The organism is Paenibacillus senegalensis JC66, assembly GCF_000285515.1.
Classification (GTDB): domain Bacteria; phylum Bacillota; class Bacilli; order Paenibacillales; family NBRC-103111; genus Paenibacillus_L; species Paenibacillus_L senegalensis.
In genome coordinates, this window is the sequence record NZ_HE610959.1 from 319,158 (window position 1) to 342,711 (window position 23,554).

The 23,554-nt window shown below is 49.8% G+C and carries 23 protein-coding genes; 4 read left to right on the top strand and 19 right to left on the bottom strand.

All coding sequences use genetic code 11. The features are described 5' to 3' along the window. Positions 1 to 100 precede the first annotated feature (100 nt). From PSHG_RS27625 to PSHG_RS13485, 6 genes are all read right to left on the bottom strand, one after another. Positions 101 to 1,513, bottom strand: a complete 1,413-nt coding sequence (locus tag PSHG_RS27625) for a putative amidoligase domain-containing protein (protein ID WP_010273612.1) — start codon at positions 1,511 to 1,513, stop codon at positions 101 to 103. A 115-nt stretch (positions 1,514 to 1,628) separates the two neighbouring features. Continuing rightward, positions 1,629 to 2,195, bottom strand: a complete 567-nt coding sequence (locus PSHG_RS13465; protein ID WP_010273613.1) for an outer spore coat protein CotE — start codon at positions 2,193 to 2,195, stop codon at positions 1,629 to 1,631. A gap of 362 nt (positions 2,196 to 2,557) precedes the next feature. Continuing rightward, on the bottom strand, positions 2,558 to 3,403 hold the full coding sequence (locus PSHG_RS13470) for an ABC transporter permease (protein ID WP_010273615.1): 846 nt from the start codon (positions 3,401 to 3,403) through the stop codon (positions 2,558 to 2,560). Continuing rightward, complete coding sequence (locus PSHG_RS13475) at positions 3,387 to 4,187, bottom strand: ABC transporter ATP-binding protein (RefSeq protein ID WP_010273617.1); 801 nt, start codon at positions 4,185 to 4,187, stop codon at positions 3,387 to 3,389. The genes PSHG_RS13470 and PSHG_RS13475 overlap by 17 nt, the downstream gene beginning before the upstream one ends. A gap of 35 nt (positions 4,188 to 4,222) precedes the next feature. After that, the gene (locus PSHG_RS13480) at positions 4,223 to 5,233 is read right to left on the bottom strand and encodes an ABC transporter substrate-binding protein (RefSeq protein WP_010273622.1); all 1,011 of its coding nucleotides are present in this window, start codon (positions 5,231 to 5,233) and stop codon (positions 4,223 to 4,225) included. Positions 5,234 to 5,472: 239 nt separating this feature from the next. After that, on the bottom strand, positions 5,473 to 6,990 hold the full coding sequence (locus PSHG_RS13485) for a carboxypeptidase M32 (protein ID WP_010273624.1): 1,518 nt from the start codon (positions 6,988 to 6,990) through the stop codon (positions 5,473 to 5,475). Between the two features lie 168 nt (positions 6,991 to 7,158). Between PSHG_RS13485 and PSHG_RS13490 the strand changes: the two genes are divergently transcribed. Beyond that, entirely contained in the window at positions 7,159 to 7,488 is a 330-nt protein-coding gene (locus tag PSHG_RS13490) for an iron-sulfur cluster biosynthesis family protein (protein ID WP_010273627.1), read from the top strand. Positions 7,489 to 7,499: 11 nt separating this feature from the next. Next, positions 7,500 to 8,081: a beta-class carbonic anhydrase gene (locus PSHG_RS13495; RefSeq protein ID WP_010273629.1), complete on the top strand. Its 582-nt coding sequence runs from the start codon at positions 7,500 to 7,502 to the stop codon at positions 8,079 to 8,081. Positions 8,082 to 8,293: 212 nt separating this feature from the next. Here the strand turns inward: PSHG_RS13495 and PSHG_RS13500 are convergent, their stop codons facing one another. Beyond that, positions 8,294 to 8,905: a DUF309 domain-containing protein gene (locus PSHG_RS13500; RefSeq protein WP_010273631.1), complete on the bottom strand. Its 612-nt coding sequence runs from the start codon at positions 8,903 to 8,905 to the stop codon at positions 8,294 to 8,296. Between the two features lie 216 nt (positions 8,906 to 9,121). Here PSHG_RS13500 and PSHG_RS13505 point away from each other — a divergent pair, with 216 nt between their 5' ends. Further along, positions 9,122 to 9,598, top strand: coding sequence for an import inner membrane translocase subunit Tim44 (locus PSHG_RS13505; protein ID WP_010273632.1), 477 nt, complete (start codon positions 9,122 to 9,124; stop codon positions 9,596 to 9,598). A gap of 2 nt (positions 9,599 to 9,600) precedes the next feature. Next, a complete protein-coding gene (locus tag PSHG_RS13510) occupies positions 9,601 to 9,882 on the top strand; it encodes a DUF2653 family protein (protein ID WP_010273635.1) in 282 nt (93 codons plus the stop codon). A gap of 341 nt (positions 9,883 to 10,223) precedes the next feature. On the opposite strand, the gene PSHG_RS13520 is transcribed toward PSHG_RS13510, so the two are convergent. The 12 genes from PSHG_RS13520 to PSHG_RS27640 all read right to left on the bottom strand — a co-directional run. After that, positions 10,224 to 11,867: a thioredoxin domain-containing protein gene (locus tag PSHG_RS13520; protein WP_010273637.1), complete on the bottom strand. Its 1,644-nt coding sequence runs from the start codon at positions 11,865 to 11,867 to the stop codon at positions 10,224 to 10,226. 59 nt (positions 11,868 to 11,926) lie between these two features. Then, positions 11,927 to 12,118 carry a DUF255 domain-containing protein gene (locus PSHG_RS27630; RefSeq protein WP_010273638.1) on the bottom strand — a complete coding sequence of 64 codons (192 nt, stop codon included), beginning with the start codon at positions 12,116 to 12,118 and terminating at the stop codon, positions 11,927 to 11,929. Positions 12,119 to 12,903: 785 nt separating this feature from the next. Then, positions 12,904 to 14,604: an FtsX-like permease family protein gene (locus tag PSHG_RS27635; RefSeq protein WP_235782054.1), complete on the bottom strand. Its 1,701-nt coding sequence runs from the start codon at positions 14,602 to 14,604 to the stop codon at positions 12,904 to 12,906. Next, complete coding sequence (locus tag PSHG_RS31515) at positions 14,559 to 14,786, bottom strand: hypothetical protein (RefSeq protein WP_235782055.1); 228 nt, start codon at positions 14,784 to 14,786, stop codon at positions 14,559 to 14,561. Before PSHG_RS31515 ends, PSHG_RS27635 begins: the two co-directional genes overlap by 46 nt. After that, on the bottom strand, positions 14,761 to 15,534 hold the full coding sequence (locus PSHG_RS13535) for an ABC transporter ATP-binding protein (RefSeq protein WP_010273639.1): 774 nt from the start codon (positions 15,532 to 15,534) through the stop codon (positions 14,761 to 14,763). Before PSHG_RS13535 ends, PSHG_RS31515 begins: the two co-directional genes overlap by 26 nt. Positions 15,535 to 15,669: 135 nt before the next feature. Next, positions 15,670 to 16,671 (bottom strand): sensor histidine kinase, encoded by a 1,002-nt coding sequence (locus PSHG_RS13540; RefSeq protein WP_010273640.1) that lies wholly within the window; start codon positions 16,669 to 16,671, stop codon positions 15,670 to 15,672. After that, the gene (locus PSHG_RS13545; protein ID WP_010273641.1) at positions 16,668 to 17,372 is read right to left on the bottom strand and encodes a response regulator transcription factor; all 705 of its coding nucleotides are present in this window, start codon (positions 17,370 to 17,372) and stop codon (positions 16,668 to 16,670) included. The genes PSHG_RS13540 and PSHG_RS13545 overlap by 4 nt, the downstream gene beginning before the upstream one ends. Positions 17,373 to 17,666: 294 nt before the next feature. Beyond that, a complete protein-coding gene (locus PSHG_RS13550) occupies positions 17,667 to 18,215 on the bottom strand; it encodes a methylated-DNA--[protein]-cysteine S-methyltransferase (RefSeq protein WP_010273642.1) in 549 nt (182 codons plus the stop codon). A gap of 236 nt (positions 18,216 to 18,451) precedes the next feature. After that, positions 18,452 to 19,450, bottom strand: coding sequence for an ABC transporter substrate-binding protein (locus tag PSHG_RS13555; protein WP_010273644.1), 999 nt, complete (start codon positions 19,448 to 19,450; stop codon positions 18,452 to 18,454). A gap of 270 nt (positions 19,451 to 19,720) precedes the next feature. Beyond that, the gene (locus PSHG_RS13565) at positions 19,721 to 20,212 is read right to left on the bottom strand and encodes a hypothetical protein (protein WP_010273645.1); all 492 of its coding nucleotides are present in this window, start codon (positions 20,210 to 20,212) and stop codon (positions 19,721 to 19,723) included. Positions 20,213 to 20,454: 242 nt separating this feature from the next. Further along, the gene (locus PSHG_RS13570; RefSeq protein WP_010273647.1) at positions 20,455 to 21,798 is read right to left on the bottom strand and encodes an RNA-binding protein; all 1,344 of its coding nucleotides are present in this window, start codon (positions 21,796 to 21,798) and stop codon (positions 20,455 to 20,457) included. Between the two features lie 170 nt (positions 21,799 to 21,968). Beyond that, positions 21,969 to 23,554, bottom strand: a 1,586-nt coding sequence (locus PSHG_RS27640; protein ID WP_010273648.1) for an S-layer homology domain-containing protein, incomplete at its 5' end; no start/stop codon positions are given.

Below are 23,554 nucleotides of genomic sequence, written 5' to 3' on the forward strand. Positions count from 1 at the left end.
TATTTCATAAACTGCTGTCACCCTTATCTCATGCAAGTATACGACATCTCGTGATCTGATGTAAGCAGGTTTTCGCTCAAAAAAATGACACGATTATACGTCACAGCTTCCAATTACGGCGGAAATCCAGGCTGCTGTCAGGCGCTGAAGCAGCAAACAGCACTTGCTTCAAGGCGTCCAGCTGCTTGCTATGTGCTGAGTAAGCCGGCAGCTCCTCGAGCTCTTTCCATAATGGAGCGACAACGTTCAGCAGCTCTTTACGATTACCACGATAGAAGGCTTGCTGTACCCGGGACTCGGCCAGCGGCTCCTGCCGCAAATATCGGTAATTTTCCGCAAGGAGGAAAGCAAGAGTCAGCACTCCGGCAGTAATCTCAGGGGAAAGCAGCCAGCTTGGCAAGGTCCGATATTCGAAGCCTCCGTGCAGCTTGCGCCGGCAGTCTCCCAGATAGCCATAGAGCGGCCGCCGCTGATGCGACCCTTTGTCTTCCAGCAGAGCTGCGGGTAAGGTTAAGTAGTTGTCGAGCTTGCGGACCAGCCCGGAATGCAGCCAAATGCCGCTAAAGTGGATATGGCCACCAAGGGGAATGCCTTTGACCGGCATTCCACCTGACAGCCATTCCAATGCATCATCCGCAATCAGATCCTTAGCCTGCACCAATCCTGAATGGATGTTGTCCAGCAGCTTGCCGGGAGTTTCCGCCGGCTCCGGCCGGATCTCCACCAGCGGGTGGATTAACCTCCTCCCCCTCAATACGACTGCATCACATCCGACATTACCTGATTTATCCATAAAACGGGAGGCTGGAATGACCTTGCCATTCGGACTTCGCAGTATAAATTCCGGATCGGCGCCAAGAAGCAAAGGTGCGTTTAGCCTGCGGCCGGCTTCCTCTTCCCTTGCGAAACGATTCATCGCCCCGGCGAAAAGCACGGCCAGCTTAGTCGTCAGCTTGGGCTGCGGCCGAACATCGAGAACAAAGGTGCCCCCAACCGGATGGATGCCGATTTGAACGAGGGCATAATCGAGCCCAAGCGCATAAACCGAACGCACCGCCGTTTTCATCGCCCGCAGCACATGATAGCCGTTGCGCGGCCTTCCCAGCTCGCGGTAGCCGACGTTACGATCAATCCTGGAAGAAAGCAAGAGAGGCTCCACTAATGATTTTTCATAGACAGCCAAAGCCTCCATATGAAACACCGGAATCCAGTACAGTGTCGTATACGTCCGTTCCGCATTCTCTTTCCCTTGAGAGTCTGTTAAAGACAGGTTCCCCGTCTTAAGTCCATGCCGGTTCAGCGTTTCGTTGCGTTCAGAGATGCGCATCGCTCTTAATACTGCGGACAGCCGGTTAAGTGTCGGAATGGAGTCCGGCTCCTTGAGCGTCGTTCCCCAGCGTATCAGATACGTAGGGAGGGACTCGGCATCCAGCCGGCTGCCTGAAGTAACCTGCAGCCTCGCAAGCAGCAGTTCGATCCCCGGCTCATGATTATGCATAAAAAACACTGCCATTTCAAGCGCCCCCTTTGTTCCCGCAAGCACGCACTGATAATTTTTCAGCAAAAAAGAGGGCTGCCGCCCTCAGCAAAAGCTGGTTATGCACATATAATGGTTAGCAAAGATACAATCAGTTGTAATCCTCATCAATCAAGTCAGGATCCAGGTCCTCATATTCGCCGAGGTCCGCATCATCGAAATCGAATGATTTTTCATAGTCGGGCAATCCATGCGGGTTAACCAGTACGCACACCTTGGTTTCAGCGATCATTTCGATCTGGAACTCCCTTTCCACTCGAATGATGACACTGTCACCGTTGGACGCAACTGTGGCTTCCACACAGTTAGGTTCTTGTGTTGCTAAGGCCGATACCTCCGAAGTGGATGCCCTGTGTTTTTTATCCACATAAGTCAACGGAATAACATCAACATAAGATACCGTCTCCTTGGCTACATCCGTTTTGGAGTTTCCATCATAAGAATACCAGATGTTGATATCGTAAGTACCGATTACTTCCACCCCATCGCTGGCTTTTGCCGCCTCATACTGGTGGTTGATAAGCCAGGCGCCGAGTATGCTCGTAGGGGTATTCGCCGGAGTGACGTTGTGGCTTACCTGACTGAATTTGCGTCCCTTGCCGCAGACAGCTTTTGTAATAATCTCTCTAAATTGAAAGTCTTTATCTTTAATCGACATTGTTCAACCTCCTCCATGCAATCATTCTTATAAATTGTATGCAGGACATTCGTCTAGAGTGACAAAAATTTTTCGAGAATCGTATAGAGAGTCTGCACCTCACAGGCCGCCTTAGCCTGTGATTTGGCTGAACCGCGGAGTGGACAAGACTATTGTCCTCTACTTTATCTGCTCTTTTTATTAGATAAGCATTTTGCATAATTCGATTTCATTTACAAGTAATAACAAGATATAGACAAACTGAAGCGTTTGGATCTATATCTTGTTTGATTAAAGGCTTATATGGAATTTATGCAAAAATGCTCAAGACATTGACTATCCAACCTGCGGATCACTAGCATTTTTAGTTTTTGCAGCCGATCTCAGCGCTGCCTGATCAGCTTGCTTTCCAAATACGCTACAGCCTGATACATCAAGGTGGCGACAATAGCGATAATAAATAAACTTCCGATGACCAGTGAAAAGTTAAACACTTGAAATCCGTAAATGATTAAATAACCAAGGCCCTGTTTAGAAACCAGAAATTCGCCGACAATGACTCCTATCCAAGCCAGGCCGACGTTCACTTTAAGCGTCGAAACGATGGCCGGGAAGGAGGCGGGAAAGATCACTTTGCGAAATACACTGGAGCGGCTTCCGCCAAAAACCCGGACTACTTTTACATAATTCGAATCCACTTCGTTAAAGCTGGAATAAATAACGAGAGTCGTAATGATGACCGTGATCGCCAGGGTCATCCCGATAATGGATAATACACCCGGACCGAGACCGACGATAAATAACGGGCCTAAGGCAACCTTAGGCATGCTGTTCAGCACGACAATGTATGGGTCCAGCACTTTTTGCAGAAATGGAGACCACCAGATCAATACCGCAATGACAGTACCCAGCAGCGTTCCCAACACAAAGCCGACAAGTGTCTCCAGAACGGTAACTCCGATATGCGGCAGCAGAGTCCCCTCCACAAGCCTCGAATACAAGAGCGCCCATACCTTGCTCGGATAGCTGAAAAGAAGCACGTCAATCCAATTTTTCCTTCCCGCTATTTCCCATAGCAGCAGCCCGCCAAGCAGCAGCGCCAACTGGGTAAAGCGAACCCACACCTTGCTCTTGAACTGCTTTTGTTTGTAGCTGCGGTATATAGCATCCGTCAAGGGGAGGGTTGGATTTGGCGCTTGAATAGGCCCTTCTTTATTCTCCGTTTTCATCCGGCTCTCCCTCCTGTCGTTCCTCCGACTCAAGCTCTCTCCAAATCTGATGAAACAAAGGATGGAACTGCGGGTGCTCCCTTGCTTTAAGCGGGGCAGCTTCCCGGATTTCGTGAGGAATCACGACTTCCCTGCGGATCGTTCCCGGATTGCGGCCCATAATGAGAACCCTATCACTCATCGCCACGGCCTCCGAGATGTCGTGAGTAACCAGCAGCGCTGTTTTTCCCCGGATGCTCAGGGTATGAGACAACAATTCTTCAAGCTGCAGCTTGGTCTGATAATCGAGAGCCGAGAACGGTTCGTCTAGCAGCAGCACCTCCGGTTCTGTAGCCAGCGTGCGGGCCAGAGCGACCCTTTGACGCATTCCGCCGGAGAGCTGGCTCGGGTAAAGCTGCTCCGTTCCCGCAAGCCCTATCTCCTCCAGCAGATGGCTCGCGTACTCCTTATGCGGGCCCGTTAAACGGCCAGTCAATTCCAGCCCAATCATCAAGTTTTGCCAAATGGTCCTCCACGGAAATAAATAGTCCTGCTGCAGCATGTAGCCCACTTTTTCCGAAGGGCTTTCAACCTTCTCCCCAAACAGCTTCACTGTTCCCTGCGTAGGCTGGATCAACCCGGCAATCGTGGAGAGGACGGTCGTCTTACCGCATCCGCTTGGTCCCACCAGGGAGACGAATTCTCCCGGCGCTACCGAAAAAGAAATACGATCAATAGCCAAAGATGCCCCACTGTCGGTGACGTACACTTGTGTAATGCCTTCCAATGCGACGGCAGGCTTCAAAGTATCACCTCCTCATGAATTCCATGAAGCTTGCTTTACGGTGAGGATAAAGCGGAAATGGCCTGTTCTGCGAACCGGTTATCAATCAGCGCCTCCGGCTCCACTCGCTCTTCCAGTTCACCTGCTGCTTCCATAATGTCCAGCAAGTTATTCCACTCATCCGCGTCTATGATCGGATCGGTGGCAAAGGAGCCCTGCTCTTTGTAACGCTCGACAACACGGGCAATGATTTCTTCGTCTGTATCATCAAAAAAACCGGCAATTGCCCTAGTAATTTCTTCCACCGGCTGGGTCTCCACCCAAAGCTGGGCGCGATGAACCGCATTGGTGAATTTTTGAATCAATTCTTCATTCTTTTCGATATAGCTTTGTTTGGCCATAAATACGGTATAGGGCAAATGCCCGCTCTCCACTCCAAAGGAGGCTATAACGTGGCCGCGTCCTTCTTTCTCAAATACAGAGGCCTGGGGCTCGAATAACTGGACAAAATCGCCTGTCCCCGATGCAAAGGCTGTCGGGATGTTGGCAAACTCCACATTTTGCAGAAGCTCGAGATCGTTATGGGGATCAATCCCGTGTAATTTCAAGGTGAATTCGCCCGCCATTTGCGGCATTCCGCCCTTTCGCTGACCGAGAAAGGTGGTGCCTTTAAGCTGTGACCATTCAAAATCGGGAAGAGGCTCCCTGGCCACCAGAAAGGTACCGTCAGTCTGCGTCACTTGGGCAAAATTAATAATCGGATCGTCACTGCCCTGCTGGTGAACATAGATGGAGGTTTCCGAGCCGACCAGCGCAATATCGATTCCGCCGGAGAGCAAGGTAGTCATGGTTTTGTCTCCGCCAAATGTCGTGGTGAGCTCCACTGTCAACCCTTCTTCTTCAAAGAAGCCTTGCGAAATCGCCACATACTGCGGCGCGTAAAAAATCGAGCGAGTCACTTCGCCTACCCGCAGGGTCTCACTGCCTTGGGCGGATGAGCAAGCAGCCAGTACGACCAGTGATACCATCCCGAGCCAAGCGATAAACCGCCGAGCCCAACGCTTCATAGCCTATTCCCCCTTCTTCATAATTCTTGCTTCTGTATCCTATGTCCGCTGCCTAAAAAGTGTTAAGGACAGCTGAATAAATCCCCCGGGAGCAAGCACGGCTAAGCAGCTTGCCCGCCCGTGAAGCATTAGCCTGCCGGCATGTCAATCTCGCTTCAAAAAAAATAACCCCACATAAGTGGGGTTCGCAGAGAGCCGGGATGCTTACTCAACTTACCGGCAGCTATCGCACAGCAGCTTTATAATTTATAAATATTTTTATATTTTTCTTCCAGATAGCGCACGAGATAATCGGGGTTCAGCTCTTCCCCGGTTACTTTCATGACAATTTCCGAAGGATCCAGCAGCTTGCCGTACTGATAAATTTGCTCGCTCAGCCAATCCTTAATAGGCAGCAGCTCGCCTCGCCGGATTTTCTCCTCAAAATCAGGCATTTGCATCATCAGCGTATGACGGAATTGGGCAGAGTACATATTCCCGAGAGCATAGGACGGGAAGTAGCCGAACATTCCTCCTGACCAGTGTACGTCTTGAAGCACCCCATCGCCGTCATTATCCGGGGCGACCCCCAAATAGTCCTTGTACAAGTCATTCCAATATTCAGGCAGCTCAGACACTTTAACGGAGCCGTTAAAGAGCGCTTTCTCAATCTCATAACGGATCATGATGTGCAGGTTGTAAGTGACCTCGTCGGCCTCGATCCGGATTAAAGTCGGCTTAACCTCGTTAATCCCCCGGTAAAACCGATCGAGCTCCACATCATCCAGCTGGCCGGGGAATTGCTTGCGCAGATCGCCATAATATCGCTGCCAGAATGGTTCACTGCGTCCGACCATATTTTCCCAGAAGCGGGATTGCGATTCATGAATGCCCATGGAGGTTCCCGTGCACAGGTTCGTTCCCATCAAATCGCCAGATATGTTCTGTTCATAAAGTCCGTGGCCGCCTTCATGAATCGTTCCGAACAGCGCGGTTGTTAAATTATCCAGGGCAAACTTGGTCGTAATTCGCACATCACCCGGATTTAATCCGATTGCGAAAGGATGAACCGTTTCGTCAAGCCGTCCCGCATCGAAGCTGTAGCCGATTTGCTCCAGTATGTAATGGTTGAAGCGGCGCTGCCGTTCTTTTTCAAACTTTTGATGGAGAAATCCGGTTTCCGGCTGGTAAGCTGCGCTTGCAATAGCACTGACCAACGGCACGACCCGCTCTCTAAGCACGCCAAACACTTGATCCAGCTTTTCTACAGTCATGCCTGGCTCGTACATATCAAGCAGTGTATCGTATTTGTTCTGCTCATAACCCCACAGCTCGACAAATTCCAAATTCGTCTCCACAATTTGCTCCAAATACGGCTGAAACATGCTGAAGTCAGCCTGATCCTTGGCTTCCTCCCATACCGATTCCGCTTGCGAGGTGAGCACCGTGTAGGCTTGGTATTTATCCGGCGGAATTTTTTTGTCACGATCATAGTCTTTCTTGCATTCCAACACCATTTTTTGCTGGGAAGTGGTGAGCTGGCTTGCATTTTCCGGCTTAGTCAATTCCTCCAAATACTCGCCCATCTCGTCAGATACCGAAAGGCGGAACATTTCGGCTGATAAGTAGCCAATAGCTTGAGATCGGCCCTCCATCGCTTTTTTCGGCGCACCGGTCCGCATATCCCAATGCATAAGGCCGATCGCTTCGCTGTAGCCGTTCATTTTTCTCAGCAAATTCAAAAATCCATCCAACTTGTTTTCAAAGGCATCCGTCACTTGATCACACCTTCCCACAATATTTCTCTTTGATATTACTTTTTCTTCGTTTTATAATCAATAGAAAGCCCCGATAGAATTGTTGCCGCTGTGTAAACCATCCTAGAAAATCTTGCCTGTATTAAGGCAGCTAGATTGCCAGAATCAAACAGGGGAGGAGGCCAACCCATGCACGTAGAAGTTACCGAAAGGGCAGCCAAGCAAGCTGCTGCTCAAGTTGGAGCGGATGGCGTCCTTCAGCTCGTATATGATTCCGAGGGCTGCGGCTGTGCTGTTAGCGGAGTCCCCCAGCTTTGGATCATTTCCAGCGAGGATGCTGACCTTGAGCTTCTCAAGGCCGCCGACGCGCCTGTGCCGATATTGTATGAGCAAAGGCATGAGGTGTTTTTTGAAGAGGAACTAAAGCTGGATTATATACCGGAGAAGCTTTCATTTCGGCTTAACAGCAAGCAGCAAATTTACAACAACAGCATGAGCTTAATCGACAAGCGAAAATAGGAGGTTTTAAAATGAGCAGATTACAGAGCATTCTTGAATACAACGAAGAGTTTGTAAGCAAAGGAGCTTACGAGCCGTATATTACAGACAAGTTCTCAACGAAAAAAATGGTCATCGTAACCTGTATGGATTCCCGTCTGGTGGAGCTGCTGCCGCGGGCATTAAACCTGAAAAACGGCGATGCGCAAATCATTAAAACCGCCGGTGCTGTCGTCTCCCATCCGTTCGGCAGCGTTATGCGGAGTATTATGGTTGCAATATACAGTTTGAAGGCCAGCGAGGTGCTTGTCATTGGCCACCATGATTGCGGCATGACCGGCTTGAATTCCGCTTCTATTCTGGATAAAGCCAAGGATCGCGGTGTATCCGACGAGGTATTCAGCACGTTGACTAATGCGGGCATCAAGCTGTCGCGCTGGTTGACCGGCTTTGATGATGTGCAGCAAGCAGTGGAAGGAAGTGTGGACTTGATCCAGAGACATCCGATACTGCCGAGGGATGTGTATGTACACGGCTTGATCATTGATCCGAAAACCGGCAAGCTCGATCTTGTGATCGATGGGACCAAGCAAGGGAATAAATACGATAACTAAGAAGCCAAGGCAGACGATGGGGGCTAAAGGTGCAAAAGCCTTTAAGCCGCCCCTTAGTCAGGCCGGCTTAACTTTATGACTTGCTACTCGTCACTTGCTACTTGTGACTTGCGACTTGTCACTTGCGACTCGCTACTTATGACTTGCTACTTGCTACTTGTGACTTGCTGCTTGTGGCTTGCTGCTTGTGACTCGCTGCTTGCTACTTTCGTTTAACGCTGTCGCTTTAGCTGCTTCTCCCTAAGCCTGCGCCTGCGTTCACTCACCACCTCACTACGGTCTCGCAGTGAGTGCTTATGCACCAAATATTCGTTGCTTAAGTCGCTGGCCTTAAGCCAGACGCGCCCCCGCTGTTGACAGAGCTCTACACAAGCCTGCTCCAATCGCTGATCACAGATCGGCAGGTTCAAATCCGTAAACGGCACCCCTTCTAAAGATAGACGCTTCGCTCCACCATCTTCATCAGTGCCGGCAAGTCTATGCTCCAATTGCTGCTTTCTTTCCTCTAATCGGAACATTAATTCTGCGCTGTCCAGTCCGATCTCCTCTACTCTTATCTGCTGCAAATGCCCGATGGCGCTGGTAAGCATGATTAAAGCACCCTTCAAGTTATTTCTGCGTTCATGATATTGAGCGACAGCTACCTGAATTAGTCCCAGCCAAGCTTGGCGAAGCGGACTAGCCGGACAGGCCTTCCAGTGCTCCTCCATAATTTCATGACACTCGAAGTAGTCCCGGTCCGCATGAAAAAAAACCAAGTATTCAATATAGGGCATATCATAAGACATTCTGCCTATCAATTGTGCAATATCGTCCTCGTTCATAAGCTCCATCACCTGTTCTGGGGAGAAAAATCTGCAATCTTTGGCCGCCCCATTTTTGTTAAAAAAAGAAAATGTTTATTTGTTTAAGAAATGAAAATACTGCCGCTCCCATAAAGCAGTCTTTTTTTGAAACCGGCCGCTTGTTTCCCCCGTATGAATTCTATATAGTAATTATAGATGAAAATCTTAAAGCAAGTAAACTTCAGGAGGGGAATCATGAAAAAGTTTTTACTCGTCTTTATGTCTTGTTTTCTTTTCTTGGCAGTCGTTACTCCGGACCTGGCGGATGCTCGCCGAGGAGGCGGGGGCTACAAGTCGAACACGGGAAGCTTCAAGAAGCAGGACACCAGTACTAATCGCACCCAGTACAATCAAAGCAACGTATCCCGCAATGACACTTCCAATACCTCCAACGCCAATACCCGCAACACAGCGGCCACTAATCAAAACCGCGGCTTTTTTAGCGGAGGAAGCTTCATGAAAGGCATGATGATCGGCGGCATTGCAGGACTGCTCTTTGGCGGCTTATTCGCCGGAATGGGCTTCATGGGTGAAATTCTCGGGCTGCTCGTCAATCTGGCGGCAATGTTCGTTATTATTTTCTTGCTGTTTGCTGCTGTCCGCTGGATCTTTAATAAAATGGACCGCCGCCGGATGGACACTAACCGCAACAATCCGTATAAGAGGCACTAACCATGATCCTGAGTGAACAAGAAATTATGAACGCCATCTGCTTGAATATGGCAGAGCGCAAGCAGGTACAGCCGACCCAGGTGCAGGTGCAGCTAATGTGGGATGAAGACCTCGGCTATTCTGCCGAAGTTATTGTCGAAGGGCGCAATCAATATCTAATTGAAGGGAATATGAAAGAGGCCGTTGAGCGTTACATGCTGACGGAGTATGGACGAAGAGTTTTCCGCAGCGAGATTCAATTCGATATTACCGAAGAAATGATCTGCATCGTTCCCGATGAGTAGAGATGGATATCGAGGTAAAGCATGCTGAAGCCTTCACACAGTGAACTTTCATGCAGTGAAGGTTAAAGTAAAGGGCCTGTCCGGCAAATCCCGAAAATAAAAAGTTGGGCTGCTCGATAAGGCCCGTAAATAAAAAAGTTGGACGGAAAAAATTTCGTCCAACTTTTTTTGTGCGGCGGCTTTTGCAGGAAAGCAGCGAGGCGGATGCCTGCCACTTTCAATAGATAGCGGGCCAATGCCGCAATCCCATCAACCGCCGCCCTCCACCCCTTAAAGGGAACCGTCGAACGACGGCTGCCCTTAGAGGGACTGAACGCAACTTTCTGACCACTTTACTCGAGTTACGATTGCGCTTTCGGTGGAAGGATAGAATCTAAGGCGCACAAATACATTGAAAATCCTGCGGGATACTGCTCTACAACAGCCGCAAAGCTTCTTAATTGGCGGTGGGCAAGCTGTAAGAGCTTGGTGTCCTCCGTTAAACTTGCTAACCGTAGTAAATTCATCGCAGCAGCTGAATTGCCGGACGGCATATCTCCGTCATGAATTTCTTTGGAGCGAGCTAACAGCTTCTCCCCATCTATTCCAGAGAAATAAAAACCGCCGCTTTCATCATCCCAGAACAAGCGGATCATCTCCTGGTTGAAACGGACTGCTTGGTGTAAATACTCCGTTTCCCGCGTGGCTTCATAGAGCTCGATCAAACCCCAGACAAGAAAAGCATAGTCGTCCAAATATGCCGGAATGGCTGCATCTCCATCCCGATAGCGGGCCAGCAGCCGGCCATCTTCCCGCACTAATCTTTGCAGAATAAAGCCAACGGCTTTTTGCGCAGCATCCGCATGTTCCGCTTTTTGCAGTACCTTGGCTCCCTTGGCCAAAGCCATGATCATCAAGCCATTCCAGGCGGTTAGCATTTTATCGTCCTTATGGGGGCGAGCCCGCCTTTCGCGATGCTGGAAAAGCTTCACCCTCGACCTCTCCAGCCGCCGTTCCCGTTCCGCCGGATCCATCCGCTGCAAGCGGGCAAAGGTCGATCTCGTCAAGCCTAGAAGATTAGGAACACTATATCCATCAACAGGCCCATCTTCCTGAATATCGAATACATCACAGAACAGCTCTCCGTCCTCTTCTCCGAGTACAGCATTGACCTCTTCAGGCGTCCATAAGTAAAACTGTTCTTCCGCTCCTTCGGAATGAGAGCCCTCCGCACTGAAAAAGAACCCTTCGCTGGAAGTCATATCACGCTTTACATAGGCAAAAATTTGTTCAGCGATTTCGGCATACTCCTGCTTTCCCGTCACCTCGTATGCTTCCAAATAAACCGCAGCTAACAAGGCATTGTCATACAGCATTTTCTCAAAATGCGGAACCAGCCAGCGTTCATCCGCAGAACAGCGGGCAAAGCCATAGCCGATGTGATCGTACATGCCACCGCGGTGCATTCCTTCCAGCGTTTTCTCCGCCATGTCCAAAGCGTCTTGCTCTCCTGTCCGCTTGTAATAGCGAAGCAGGAAGGACAGCTGATGGGGACTGGGGAACTTTGGTGCATCACCGAAACCGCCGTACTGTGAGTCGAACGCCTGGCTGAACAGCTCATACGCCATGTCCAGCATATCTGCAGACAGCTCGCCGGAAAGTGCGGTCTCCTGGCGGTTGCGAACGGTTTCCGCAATCTCCTCCGCTATGTCGAGCAGTTCTTCCCGCTGCTCCGTCCATTTCTGATGCACCTGACTGACGATGTCGATAACTCCCGGCTTACCGTATTGGCTCGTTTTAGGAAAATACGTACCAACAAAAAACGGCTTTTTATCCGGGGTCATGAGTACTGTCAGCGGCCAGCCACCCTGACCGGTCATCGCTTGACATACCGACATATACAGCTTGTCCACATCAGGCCGTTCTTCCCGGTCGACTTTAACAGCTATGTAATGAGCATTCAGCCATGCGGCTACTTTTTCATCTTCGAACGATTCCTGCGCCATAACATTGCACCAGTGACAAGTAGTAATTATGCGTATCCTTTCTCATAGTAGCCCGAAGGCTAGGAATAGCCAATGGACAGAAACACCGGCTTGCTCTCTCTTGCCGCTTTCGCAAAAGCTTCTTCTCCCCAAGGGTACCAATCGATAGCGTTATAGGCATGCTGCAGCAAGTACGGGCTTTTTTCCTTAATCAAGCGGTTGGCTCTGCGGTCTTTATTTTCAATAAATTCACGTGTAGTCATCATAATCATCCTTTCGCTTCCTACTTGTAACCATTATACCCTAATTCACATCTGAGAGAACAAGATCCCTGAAGAGAAGAGCTTATTGCCGTCTATACCGGTTAGCCTTCAGTGTTTAAACCTTCAGCGTTTAAACCTTCAGTGTCTAAACCTTCAGTGTCTAAACCTTCAGCGTTTAAACCTTCAGTGTCTAAACCTTAACCTCCAGCATCTAAGCTTACGTCCTTAAACGCGGTCGATTAACACAAAAAACTGCCCCCAGACCATTGACTAGGCCTATGGGACAGCCCCAAAAACGAATACGTAAGAGATACAGTATTTCTGTGAAAATAAAACTCCCGCATGATGAGCAATCTTGGGTAATCGGCCTTAATCACATAACTTGCTACGAAATTTCGTATGAAACACTGGCTGGAGCTCCTTTAAACCCCGGTATTTGTACGGACTCAACTCTTAGACCCCTGCATTTGCGTTTGTACGATTTGTCATACAAATCTCGGGCAATCGCCCTTCAATCCATGCATTTGTACGATTTGTCATACAACTCTTGGGTAATTGCCCTTCAATCCCCTGAATTTGTACGACGTTTCATACAAACCTCCGGTAATCGCACTTCAACCCCATGCATTTGTACGACATTTCGTACAAAATGCAGGAAACAAGTCCGCGAACCCCGCCAGCCTCGGCAATTTTCATGTTGGAGTTGTGCCTGAGATTCAACGTACATAAAGAGATACAGCGTACATATCTATACAGTCACGTATTGTTTACGCGATCTTGAACCTTCTGTTCGGCTACTCCGTTCTTAGCTGATGGATGTACCGCGCACGGATCAGGAGGAAGTAAATCAGTTGAATGAGCAGGAAACTGCCCAGAACAAGCGCTGATTCCATCACCAGTGAAAAGCTGAACATCCTTTGAAAAGCGGTAAGCGCAACGGCGCCGTGAATGAGCGCGGTACCGACCGGTACGAAGAACAGGAGCAGCAGCTGCCGTGTAACGACTTTGGCCTGCTCTTCATCCGACAGTCCGAGACGGCGAATGGCGCTGAACTTGTGCTTGTCATCCTCCAGATCTGCATATAGCCGGAAATAGAGAAAGCTTCCCGCCGCGACAAAAAAGACGACGCCAATAAACAATCCGACAAACAGGATAACCCCGTAAGATTGATTCATCTCATGCATGGCGATAGCCAAAGATTTATAATCATAGGGGCCTGATCCCCGTTTGCCAAACTTTTCTCGCAATTGCTCTCCGGCATGCAAAGTGCTTCCCCAATCCGCTACGTCAAAAGCGTAGAAGCGTTCGAGCTTTTCTCCCTGAAGCGAAGCAAACACCGAATCAGGAATGACGTAAAACGTGGAAAAGATCGGAAGGACATAAGTCTGCATTCTGTCGGTTACCTGCAGCACTGTGTCTTGTTCCGCAAAACTCAGCTGCTCCTGCCTGTCCATGCGGTTAATGAACGGATTGGAATAATAGATCGCCACAGCCTGACCATCCTGGAGATGGACCGGACTCTCTCCTGCCGCTTCGGCAGCTTGATTATAGTCGGATTGCTTGACAGTCACCACCGTTTGCCCGTCCTCCGCCCCCGCGACTGTTTTCATTTCGGCTTTATACAGAGTATAGGCGATTTGTTCGGAGCGAAGTGTTTCCTCAATAGCCTCAACATGAGCCCGTTCTGTTTCTTCCGGATTCCCGGCTTGGGATATATACTCTAATGCGAACGGGTTTTCCTTCAATATCGAATCGTTCATCATCGTTTTAAAGCCGACAAGAGCACCGATGGCGGAGAAGGCGACCGTTGACAAAATGGCTGTCAGAAAAAACATGCGTGCATTGTCCTTCATGCGATAGGCCATATCAGACAAAAATAGCATGTTCGTTTTCCGCCAGAAAAAAGCCTTCCGCTTTTTGCCGAAATGGATGAGCCGCACACTCAATTGAGTGAATAAAAAGTATGTGCCAATGATGACGAGCACCGATACAGGAATGAACGCTGCGGCAACCGCAACACCTTCCACCTTTAATGCGACAGCGTAGCCCGTACCGATACAGAGTGCCGCCAGCAGAGACAGCCATATGGAAGCTTTCGGCTCCGGTCTCGGCATGACGCTGCCTTTTAGCAGATCGATCAGCTTATCTCCCCTCAGTACAGCGGCGGTAAAGAAGGAGATGCCTGCAAACAGCAGCACAAACGCAGCAAATGTTAACATTACTGCCTGCCACGGCCAATAGAACGTTAGCGTCTGCTCGAGACTGAGAACATTTTCCGCCGCCAGCAGAATTACCTTGGCAAATGCCGTCCCCAAACCGATGCCCGTTATCGTTGCTAGCAGGCCGAGCAGCCCATTTTCCAGGAACACCATCCTTCTTAGCTGCATATTTGTCATGCCGAGCAGCACCAGGGTACCGAACTCTTTTTTACGAGTTTTCAAGAAGGCGTTCATGGAGTACAAAACGAAAAAAACGAGAAAATATAAATGACCCATTCCGCGAACCCCATCACGCTTGACACCTGTGATCCGATCGCCTCATCCTTAAGCGATGGATGGAAGGCAAATACGGCATACACGAAAAACACCATGACAGAAAACGCGCTGCTCAAGAAATAAGCGGCATAGGTGCGCCGGTTGCGCACCACGTTATTATACGCGAACTGACGAAAGGTCATGTGCATGCCCTCCCATCAATGACAGCATATCGATGATTTTCTGGAAAAACGCCTGCCGGCTATCACCACGGTGAATTTCGTTGTACAGCTGGCCATCCTTGATAAAGATGACGCGGTGACAATAGCTCGCGGCCAAGGCGTCATGCGTAACGAGCAGCATCGTAGTACCGTCCTCGCGGTTCAGTTTCTCGAGCAGCTCCATTACGTCTTTCGCTGATTTCGAATCAAGGTTGCCTGTCGGCTCGTCCGCGAGCAGCAGCTTCGGCGAATGGATGACTGCCCGTGCAATCGCCGCCCGCTGTGCTTGGCCGCCGGAGATTTCGTACGTGCGTTTGTCCATGATCGCCTCAATGCCGAGCTTGCTCGCCGCTTCGCGTGCTTTTTGCTCCATCAGCTTGACCCCTTTGCCGTCCAGCGTAAGCGGCAGCACGATGTTCTCCAGCACGGTCAGCGTATTAAGCAGGTTGAAATCTTGAAAGATAAAACCAAGCTCCCGGCGGCGAAAGCGGGCCAGGTCATTTTTTTTCAGGCTGTATGGATTTTTACCGTTAATAAAGACTTCTCCTGACGTTGGCGCATCAATCGTCGAGACAATGTTGAGCAGCGTCGTCTTGCCGCTGCCCGATGGCCCCATAATGCCGATAAACTCACCGTGCTCCGCCGTCAGATTAATATCAGTCAATGCACGGTAAGCCAGCTTTTGCCCTCCATATACTTTATTCAAATGTTCAACGCGAAGCATGTCCATTCCTTGCACTTCCCTTCCAAAGCTTTGACGGAACGCTGGATTGGGCAGTCTAACTTCATGACTTATCCCGGGCATCCCGGTCTTCTCCTAGTATAAAGAAAGGGCGTACAAACGATCCATCGATTTGCCTTTCATTTATCTTACATTGTTGTAAGGTACGGCGGAGTTGAACGCGATGCGAACCGTCGTCCCTGCACCGACCATGGACTCGATTGCGATGCGATGCCCGAGCCGCTGACAGAACTGCTGCGCAACGTACAGTCCCATCCCCGTTGATTCGCGGTGGGTCCGACCGTTTTCACCTGTGAAGAACGGCTGGAAGACACGCTTCAGATCGTGCTTCGGAATACCAATGCCGCGGTCCCGTACTTCCAGCCAGACCTCCTCGGCTTCCTTCCATGCATGGATAGTCACTTTTTGCCCGCTTCCGGCAGAATATTTGACAGCATTAATGACCAGCTGATTCAGCACAAACAACAGCCATTTGGCGTCTGACTCGATAACAAGGGAAGGATCTATGTGCACCTCCGGGTAGACGTTATGGCGGATGAAGAGCCGTTTGTTTTCATGCACCGCCTTCTCCGCCAGCTTGCGCAGCAATACCGGCTCCACCTTGAAATCGCTCTCGAACGATTCCAGCCTTGCTGCATAAAGCACCATTTGCAGCCCTTTCTCGAGTCGGTCCGCTTCATCCCGTATGCTTGCCGAGCGCTCATCATCCTCGTCCTGGACCAGCAGTTGAATGACCGACAGCGGTGTTTTCATCTGGTGCGCCCACTGATTAATAAAGGTCAGATGTTCTTCGCGATGCTTCTCAATTCCTTTAATTTGCCCTTGAAAATGACGGTACTGCTGCCGCAGCAGCCCTTCAACCGCATCTCCCAGCGGTGAGGCGCCAAACCTCTGCATCGATTCGTCCATCTTGTCGAGCTGCGCTGATAACCGCTTGTAAAGCAAACGTTCGCTCACATATCGCCAGCCCAGATAACCGCTGAACATCAATAAACCAATGAACACAGAGTACAGCGCTGTGGACAGATTGCGATAACCGTCGAGCCAATAAACTAGCATGACGAGACTGAACGTCACCGCCTGAACTATGATGAGCGGAGCATGCTCGCGCAGGAACAGCTTCATAGCCGTTCCCCGCTTTCTCCGGCGAGTACCAGCCTGTACCCTGTGCCGCGGATCGTTTCCAGTGCGGACTCAAGTCCCAGCTCCTGCAATTTTTTGCGCACACGCGTTATGTTTACATTCAACGTGTTCTCGTCGACGAAGGATTCGTCCCACAGCTTCTCCAGCATCGACTCGCGGCTAACGACACGGGGGTAACGCTTGAGCAGCAGCTCGACGAGCAGCGCCTCCCGTTTCGTCAGCAGAACCCTGCTGCCCTGCCAATACAGCTCCAGCCGTTCCGGATACAGGACGAGTCCGCCCTGGGCGATGACCCGTTCCTGCTCGGCCGGTGCATATTCGCCATACACGCGACGCAGCTGGCTGCGAATTTTCGCCATGACGACTTCGTAATGAAACGGCTTCGTAATATAATCATCGGCCCCGTATTCGAGCGCCATCACCTGATCCATTTCACCATCCCTGGCGGAGATGAACAGAATTGGACATTTGGAAACAAGACGAATTTGCCTGCACCAATAAAAACCATCATACTTCGGCAAATTGACATCAAGCAGCACGAGATGCGGGTCGCTTTCCTGGAACGTCTCCATGACCCTGGCAAAATCTTGCGCAAGCACCGCTGCATATCCATATTTTTCAAGATGCCCGCTTAACAGCGCCGCCAATTTCGGATCGTCCTCACAGATCATGATGCGATACACCGCGAATCTTCCTTTCTACCAAGAATGCACACCAAAATCGCTTAAGAAATCATATAAAGATGGCATTGGTTTTGTTTTTTGAGATTGCATCTATTATTAAAACAATTTCGCAAGCGATACACAAGCAAACACGAAGCAAATCGGTCATCCCAACATCCCATTGTCTCAATGCATATAAAAAAACCTCCCTTTTCGTCTTTCATCACCATGACGATTACAGGAGGTTGTTTGAGACACCGGCAGATGCACAAAGACAAAACGGGAGCCTGAATTCGGCCTTAATCCGGATTCGCCCTACCCGGACTCGGCCGCGGCCAGAAGCTTGGCCCCCTCACTCTCCAGCTCCAGAAGCTTAGTTTTCATAGCGAGGCCGCCTCGAAAACCGGCAAGTGCCCCATTTTTGGCAATGACCCGATGGCACGGGACGATGACCAGAATCGGGTTGGCGCCAATTGCCGTTCCTACGGCCCGCACAGCCGCTGGCTTACCCAATTGTTGAGCTATGTCGGAGTAAGACCGGGTCTCCCCATACGGAATATCGTTAAGCGCCTCCCACACGGCAAGCTGAAAAGGTGTGCCCCGCCAATCCAGCGGAAGCTCGAAGAGGGTGCGTTCACTTTGCAAATACTCGAGCAGTTGTATAATGTACGGTTGGCATCTGTGATCATCCTCAATAAGCCGGCAGCCCGGATACCATCGGTTGATCCAGACTCCAGCCTCTTCATCGAACATGGAAGGAGAGCCAACATAGGTTAAACCTCTGGTTGTTGCCGCCAATGCGAATTCCCACTCGCCGTAGTTCACTCTGCTCCAGAACATTTCTAATGGGTTAGCAGTTGTCACTAACATTCACCCCAATCGCTATGTGTTGTACCAAACCACCCTCCACTCATTATAACTTCCTATGAACAAAATAAAAGCTGCAGCAAATAGGAGAGCAAGATTGTAAAACCGGAAGTGGACGCCAGAGCCCTGTAATGTACGCGCATTCCACCCCGCTTCTCGAAAAAATAAAGCTTTCTAACGAAGCCCTTTCAAAGATAAACAACCCGGTATTAGCGGAACTTTTCATGCGGCTTCTAATCCGCTAAAAAAAAGTCCGATAATAAATCCAGTTGATACTCGAGCGCAATTACATCCTGAAAGTAAAATTCCTGAAGATTGTATTCGTACACATTTCCCGCTTGCACTGCAGGCAGCCCGGTCCACAGCGCGCTCGATTCGATCTCTGTTTTGCGCTGCCTACCCGCTTCTCTCACCCCAAGCAGGATGTAATCTGCTTCACCTAAAAAATCCGGCAGCGTTTCCAGCGAGATGCTGGCCCAGCCATGCTCGGACGTTGCATCCTCAACCATTTCAGGGGCAGACAGTCCTAACTGGTTGTAAACAATTTCCCCTCCCCGTCCATACGTTTTTCCGAACAGGTACAAATCCTTGTCTGAAATTTCAATAATGGCCACTTTGCTATCCGGACTTACTTTGCCGCTGAGCTCTTGTTTCTTGACCTCTACTTTCTGATCGAATAGCTCGAGCCGCTGGCGGGCCTCCGTTTCCCGGTCCATTATTTTTCCGATTTCAAGCAGCCGTTCGTCATAGTCATACATCCCGTAAGGCATCAGAATCGTCGAGGCGATCTTTGACAAATTTTCATAGGCATCCTCTTGGTAGGTAAAAATCAAATTCGGCTCGAGGCTAATGATTTTTTCCAAAGAACTTGCACCGTCCTCACCGATGCCCTCTACCCCGTTCAGCAGTTCTTTATAATAAGGCGTATCAAAAACCATCGTGCTGGATACGCCAACAGGCTCAATATCCAGTGCCAACACATCTCCTACATAATCCCGGTTGGCAACGACGACTCTTGGCGGCCCGTCAGGCAGCTCGATCTTTCCCCTGACACTCTCGTAGTACCTCTTGGACTGTTCCCCGCCGCTTCCAGCTGCTTCATGCTCCTGCTGCGCCTCTTGCCCGGGAGGGGCTTCAGTTGGACTAGCCGGCGCGCTGCTGCACGCTACTGCTGTAATCGCGACACCGAAGAGGAAACTGCCAATAAGCAAGCGCTTTTTCTCTTGACGCACTGCGACACCTCCATGAATAGGAAAGCGAGATGACTTCCCTTGCTTATTAATAATGATTTTCATTCTCAATAAGGATTGTAGCAGGCGCCCCTAAAAAAGAAAATAAACATTCCTGTATTGGAACTGGACAAATTTTTTCATGCTTGAACAATAATACGGTGATCGGCAGCGGCAATTTCTCGATAGAACTATACATTTAAGCACTTAAATCTTTAACTATCCTCCAAAAATCACTTCTATAAGATCGTCCGGCCACATTCAAATACCAGATTACTGCAAGCTATTGCGATTCAACGAGTAACGGACGGACACGGAAGCATGGGATTCGTCCAGCAAGGAAAGCCGCAGCTCCAGATTAACGGAAAGGGAGTCATCTCCGATCAAAGCCATTAAAATCTGAGGATCAGCTTCAATACTCCATTCCTCCAAATACTCTGAAGGCAAAGGCAGTTTTGCCGGCATTTCCCGCATAGAATCCAACCGGTTTGGATGATTTTCGATTGTACTAGGCTCGCCATGCAGATTAACAATTTCCTCTCTTAACGCCTTGCTGGCATCAAAAGCGGTTTGATGATTGTCAAAGCGATAATGCAGAGCCATAAGTGCATCATTATAAAATCCAAGCTGCAGCTGGCTCGAGTATCCCTGCACTTGAACAAGCTGCTTCAACGAGTAATCCGTACTATCGGGACTTAAGGCTTCTTCCTCTGCATCTTCATCCGCATCAAGCGATAAAGCTGCAAATACTTCCTTATCCGACAAACCGAATAAAGTATAAAGCCCGGTGAAGCTATCGGCTCCCTCACCTTGAGACTTATTGGACAGCCCTTTTGGGCTAGTAACGGAGCACTTTCAAATTCACATCCATATATTCCCTGTTGGATATCATTCAGTAGAAGCTGCAATCCCCGCCAGCCGTGGTAAGAAATGGGCATGAGACTATGCGCCATATATTGCCATATGCGACTTATGTGCCATATATGCCTTTTGTGCCTTATGCGACTTTATTTAAAGCTGATCCATTCCCCGTATTCATGCTGGTGGTCATTGACGAATTTATAAATATCCTTTAACGATGTCAGTCCCTGCCGGTTAATTGCCTCATTTAACTCATTGGAATATCGGGCTTGGCCTCCATAGACGAGATATACCGACGATCTAGTGGTGTGATCTCCATCAGTCCCGCGATAATCGGCTACAACGGCAAGGACGGTAAAGTAGCTGGCTGGCTTATGAAGGCCGACATTTCGGACCTCTGCCAGCTCCAGGGTCTCGGGCTCAAAGAATCGATCGATTAGAAAGTGGCCGTCCGAATCGGTTAAATACAGCCTCAGCTTCTTCATACCGTCGACCGTTTGATAACCCGTGTAGAGTTTACTTTTACCGTAATGCTCCATCTTTTGCTCGACGGTAAACTTGTCAAGAATTTGATAGCCGTGTTTAACCGCATTGTCGATATGCATGTGTCCATTATATAATACCCGTGTTTCAATCTCTTCTTGAAGAGCCGGAAGCTTGTCGATATATCTCTCCGCTGTTTCCTCGCGATGTTGGAGCAATCCCTGCTCAAGCGATTCCGGGGTATCGTTAAGCTCTCCATTTTGGACGATGGCCATAGCAATTTTGCAATCATCGAGCAAACGGCAGTAGGCAAAGAGATCGCCGATCTCCGCGGAGTCTCGGGAATACTTATTTAAGACTGCGTTTATATGATGGATATGTTCGAACTCGTTTTGATTAAGATAGGCGACTGTCATATAGAAATTATTGATGCCGCGGCTGAGCAGCTCCTTCTGCACGGAATCAATGGTCTCTGAGGCTTGGCTCAGTTCTTCCTCATGAAGCACCTTGTTGACATATACATCGATGTTGAAGGTTTCGCTGTACTCTGACAGCTCCGAGTCAAGGGTAAACTGATTGGACGGCAGCAGATCATACGGTTTTGTAAATGTAGAGATCTCGTATGCAAACCTATCATCGGCTAAGGCATCAGCTAACGTTTCCGATAAGATGATTTCAGCCCGGTCCGTCATGAATATGGCGGAGTAACCGTCGTCAATCTCTCCTGTTTTTTTATGATAATGAACGGGAAAGATCTTGTCTTCCTCCCCGACTGCATGGGCCTCGGCCTTCAGTCCGGAAATGCCTCCGCTAAACGGATTACCGAACGATGCATAGTGAAGATTGTCGACGATTTTGACGGAAAACTCAGCGTTATATTTCTGGGTTAAGTGTTCCGCCATCAGTTTTTCAACTTCTCTTTTCTCTTTCGCACTAAACCCGCCACAGGCTGCCAGCATTAGGGATACACCGAGGGCAAGAAGTGCCTTGGTATAAGCTCTTTTCATGGAAGGGTCTATTCCTCCCCAGCAATATTTGGAATAACAATAGGCTAAATCTAAAAAATCAGTGCTAGACTTTCAGCAGAGTATGACGCTGCGGGGAATGTGAGAACTTCCGATCGCTTCTAAGCATACGCTCCCGCAGCAGTCATTTTTTAATAAAGCTCAGACCTCTTCTAAGACCCTGCTGCTTCCAGCAGTCTCAGCAAAATGACTACCGATTCCGCTCTAGTCGTAGGCTCATGAGGGGCAAAACGGTTTCCTTCACGTCCTCTTACCAGCCCATTAGCGGCTGCCACCTCCACTATATCTGCTCCCCACCCGGGAATAACAGCAGAATCAGCAAAACCAGAAGTCTGCTTGTTCACCGGCAAATTTGTGCTGCGCACGAGCATAGCTACCATTTCCAAACGGCTGATCGAGCGCTTCGGACCAAAGGTTCTGTCGGGATAGCCATTAATGACACCGGCTTGCACCGCCCAACTGATTGCGTCTTCCGCCCACTCCCCGATATCACTGCGGTCTGCAAACGAGAGAGAGTCTGCTTCTCCCTTATGCCCTAATGCTTTAGCCAGCATAACGGTAAACTCCTCACGGCTGACCGGTTGATCCGGTTGGAAGCTGCCGTCGGGATAGCCGCTCACCAGCCCTTTTTTCACTGCTTCCTTCACCTGTTCCTCAGACCAGTGGCCGGCGATGTCGTTCAGCTCAACCAGCTCGAAATTTTCTGGCGGACTGGCGGGGTTCTCAAGCCCTGGATCAGCCTCGGATGATTTGCGGTGAATAGTGACGGTATAGAGCTTAGTAGTGAAATTTTCCGCTCTGACAGTCAGTTCAAAAGGATTGTCTCCTTCCTTCAATGGAACCTCAACTTCGGAGCCATATACCGGTATCGGATTCCCATCCAGGATAATCCTTGCGGCAAAATGCGATGACAGCGCCCTGATCTCTGCCTTGTCCGCTTCTGTCTCTACCCAGTAATTCACAGTATCGGGTGTAAAAGCAGGGGTTAGGGCAAGGAACTTCCCGTCCGTCAAGATTTCCAGATTCCGCAAATCGGCATCGGCAGATAAGTACTCGCCGCCCGTACGGCGAGGAGGCACTTGTGCCGCATTGTAAACATCTATGGCTTGCTGCAGCTCGGCAGCCGCTGAATCTACTTGAGCCTGGGTAACGCCCGCAGCTGCAGCAATCGTTTCAGCTGCAGCAACCGCATCTTTCAATGCATTTCTGGCTGTTACCGGGAACTGGCCCGGAGCATTTCCTTCTCTCGTAGATTCCAGCCTTGCTGCAGCATCGTTAATTTGCTTAACCAGCTCGGTCTTATCTGCAAGAGTTACGATTGTCTCCTTTAATCCCGCTCCCTCACCCGCAGCATTATACGCTTTGAGTGTTACTTGATAAGCAGTTCCCGGCTGCAAACCGCTTAAAGTATACGTATATGCACTGCTGCTTGCAGTATAGACCGGTGTCGTCTCATCGTTTAGATATATGCGGTATCCATTAATGCCGGCAGCCGCATGGGCCTCGGGCCAGCCTATCCGGACGCTCGTTTGTCCCACATCCGTTACTGTCAGCCCACCCGGCTTCCATTCCGGCGCTGACGCCTCCGGCACCTCCGCAGCAGCGTACGCCGCCAGCGCTGACGCCAGCTCGCTCTCCGCCCGCGCAACCTCCTCTTCGCTCGCGTACGCGTCGTCCACGACCGCCTGCGCGGCGAGGATGGCGGCGGTTAACGCTGCGCGGCTCGTTGGCGGATATT

Coding starts and splice junctions, on each gene's coding strand:
- PSHG_RS27625 (WP_010273612.1), bottom strand. CDS start 1,513: ATGGCAGTGTTTTTTATGCATAATCATGAGCCGGGGATCGAACTGCTG.
- PSHG_RS13465 (WP_010273613.1), bottom strand. CDS start 2,195: ATGTCGATTAAAGATAAAGACTTTCAATTTAGAGAGATTATTACAAAA.
- PSHG_RS13470 (WP_010273615.1), bottom strand. CDS start 3,403: ATGAAAACGGAGAATAAAGAAGGGCCTATTCAAGCGCCAAATCCAACC.
- PSHG_RS13480 (WP_010273622.1), bottom strand. CDS start 5,233: ATGAAGCGTTGGGCTCGGCGGTTTATCGCTTGGCTCGGGATGGTATCA.
- PSHG_RS13490 (WP_010273627.1), top strand. CDS start 7,159: ATGCACGTAGAAGTTACCGAAAGGGCAGCCAAGCAAGCTGCTGCTCAA.
- PSHG_RS13495 (WP_010273629.1), top strand. CDS start 7,500: ATGAGCAGATTACAGAGCATTCTTGAATACAACGAAGAGTTTGTAAGC.
- PSHG_RS13500 (WP_010273631.1), bottom strand. CDS start 8,905: ATGAACGAGGACGATATTGCACAATTGATAGGCAGAATGTCTTATGAT.
- PSHG_RS13505 (WP_010273632.1), top strand. CDS start 9,122: ATGAAAAAGTTTTTACTCGTCTTTATGTCTTGTTTTCTTTTCTTGGCA.
- PSHG_RS13510 (WP_010273635.1), top strand. CDS start 9,601: ATGATCCTGAGTGAACAAGAAATTATGAACGCCATCTGCTTGAATATG.
- PSHG_RS13520 (WP_010273637.1), bottom strand. CDS start 11,867: ATGGCGCAGGAATCGTTCGAAGATGAAAAAGTAGCCGCATGGCTGAAT.
- PSHG_RS27630 (WP_010273638.1), bottom strand. CDS start 12,118: ATGATTATGATGACTACACGTGAATTTATTGAAAATAAAGACCGCAGA.
- PSHG_RS27635 (WP_235782054.1), bottom strand. CDS start 14,604: ATGGGTCATTTATATTTTCTCGTTTTTTTCGTTTTGTACTCCATGAAC.
- PSHG_RS31515 (WP_235782055.1), bottom strand. CDS start 14,786: ATGACCTTTCGTCAGTTCGCGTATAATAACGTGGTGCGCAACCGGCGC.
- PSHG_RS13535 (WP_010273639.1), bottom strand. CDS start 15,534: ATGGACATGCTTCGCGTTGAACATTTGAATAAAGTATATGGAGGGCAA.
- PSHG_RS13540 (WP_010273640.1), bottom strand. CDS start 16,671: ATGAAGCTGTTCCTGCGCGAGCATGCTCCGCTCATCATAGTTCAGGCG.
- PSHG_RS13570 (WP_010273647.1), bottom strand. CDS start 21,798: ATGAAAAGAGCTTATACCAAGGCACTTCTTGCCCTCGGTGTATCCCTA.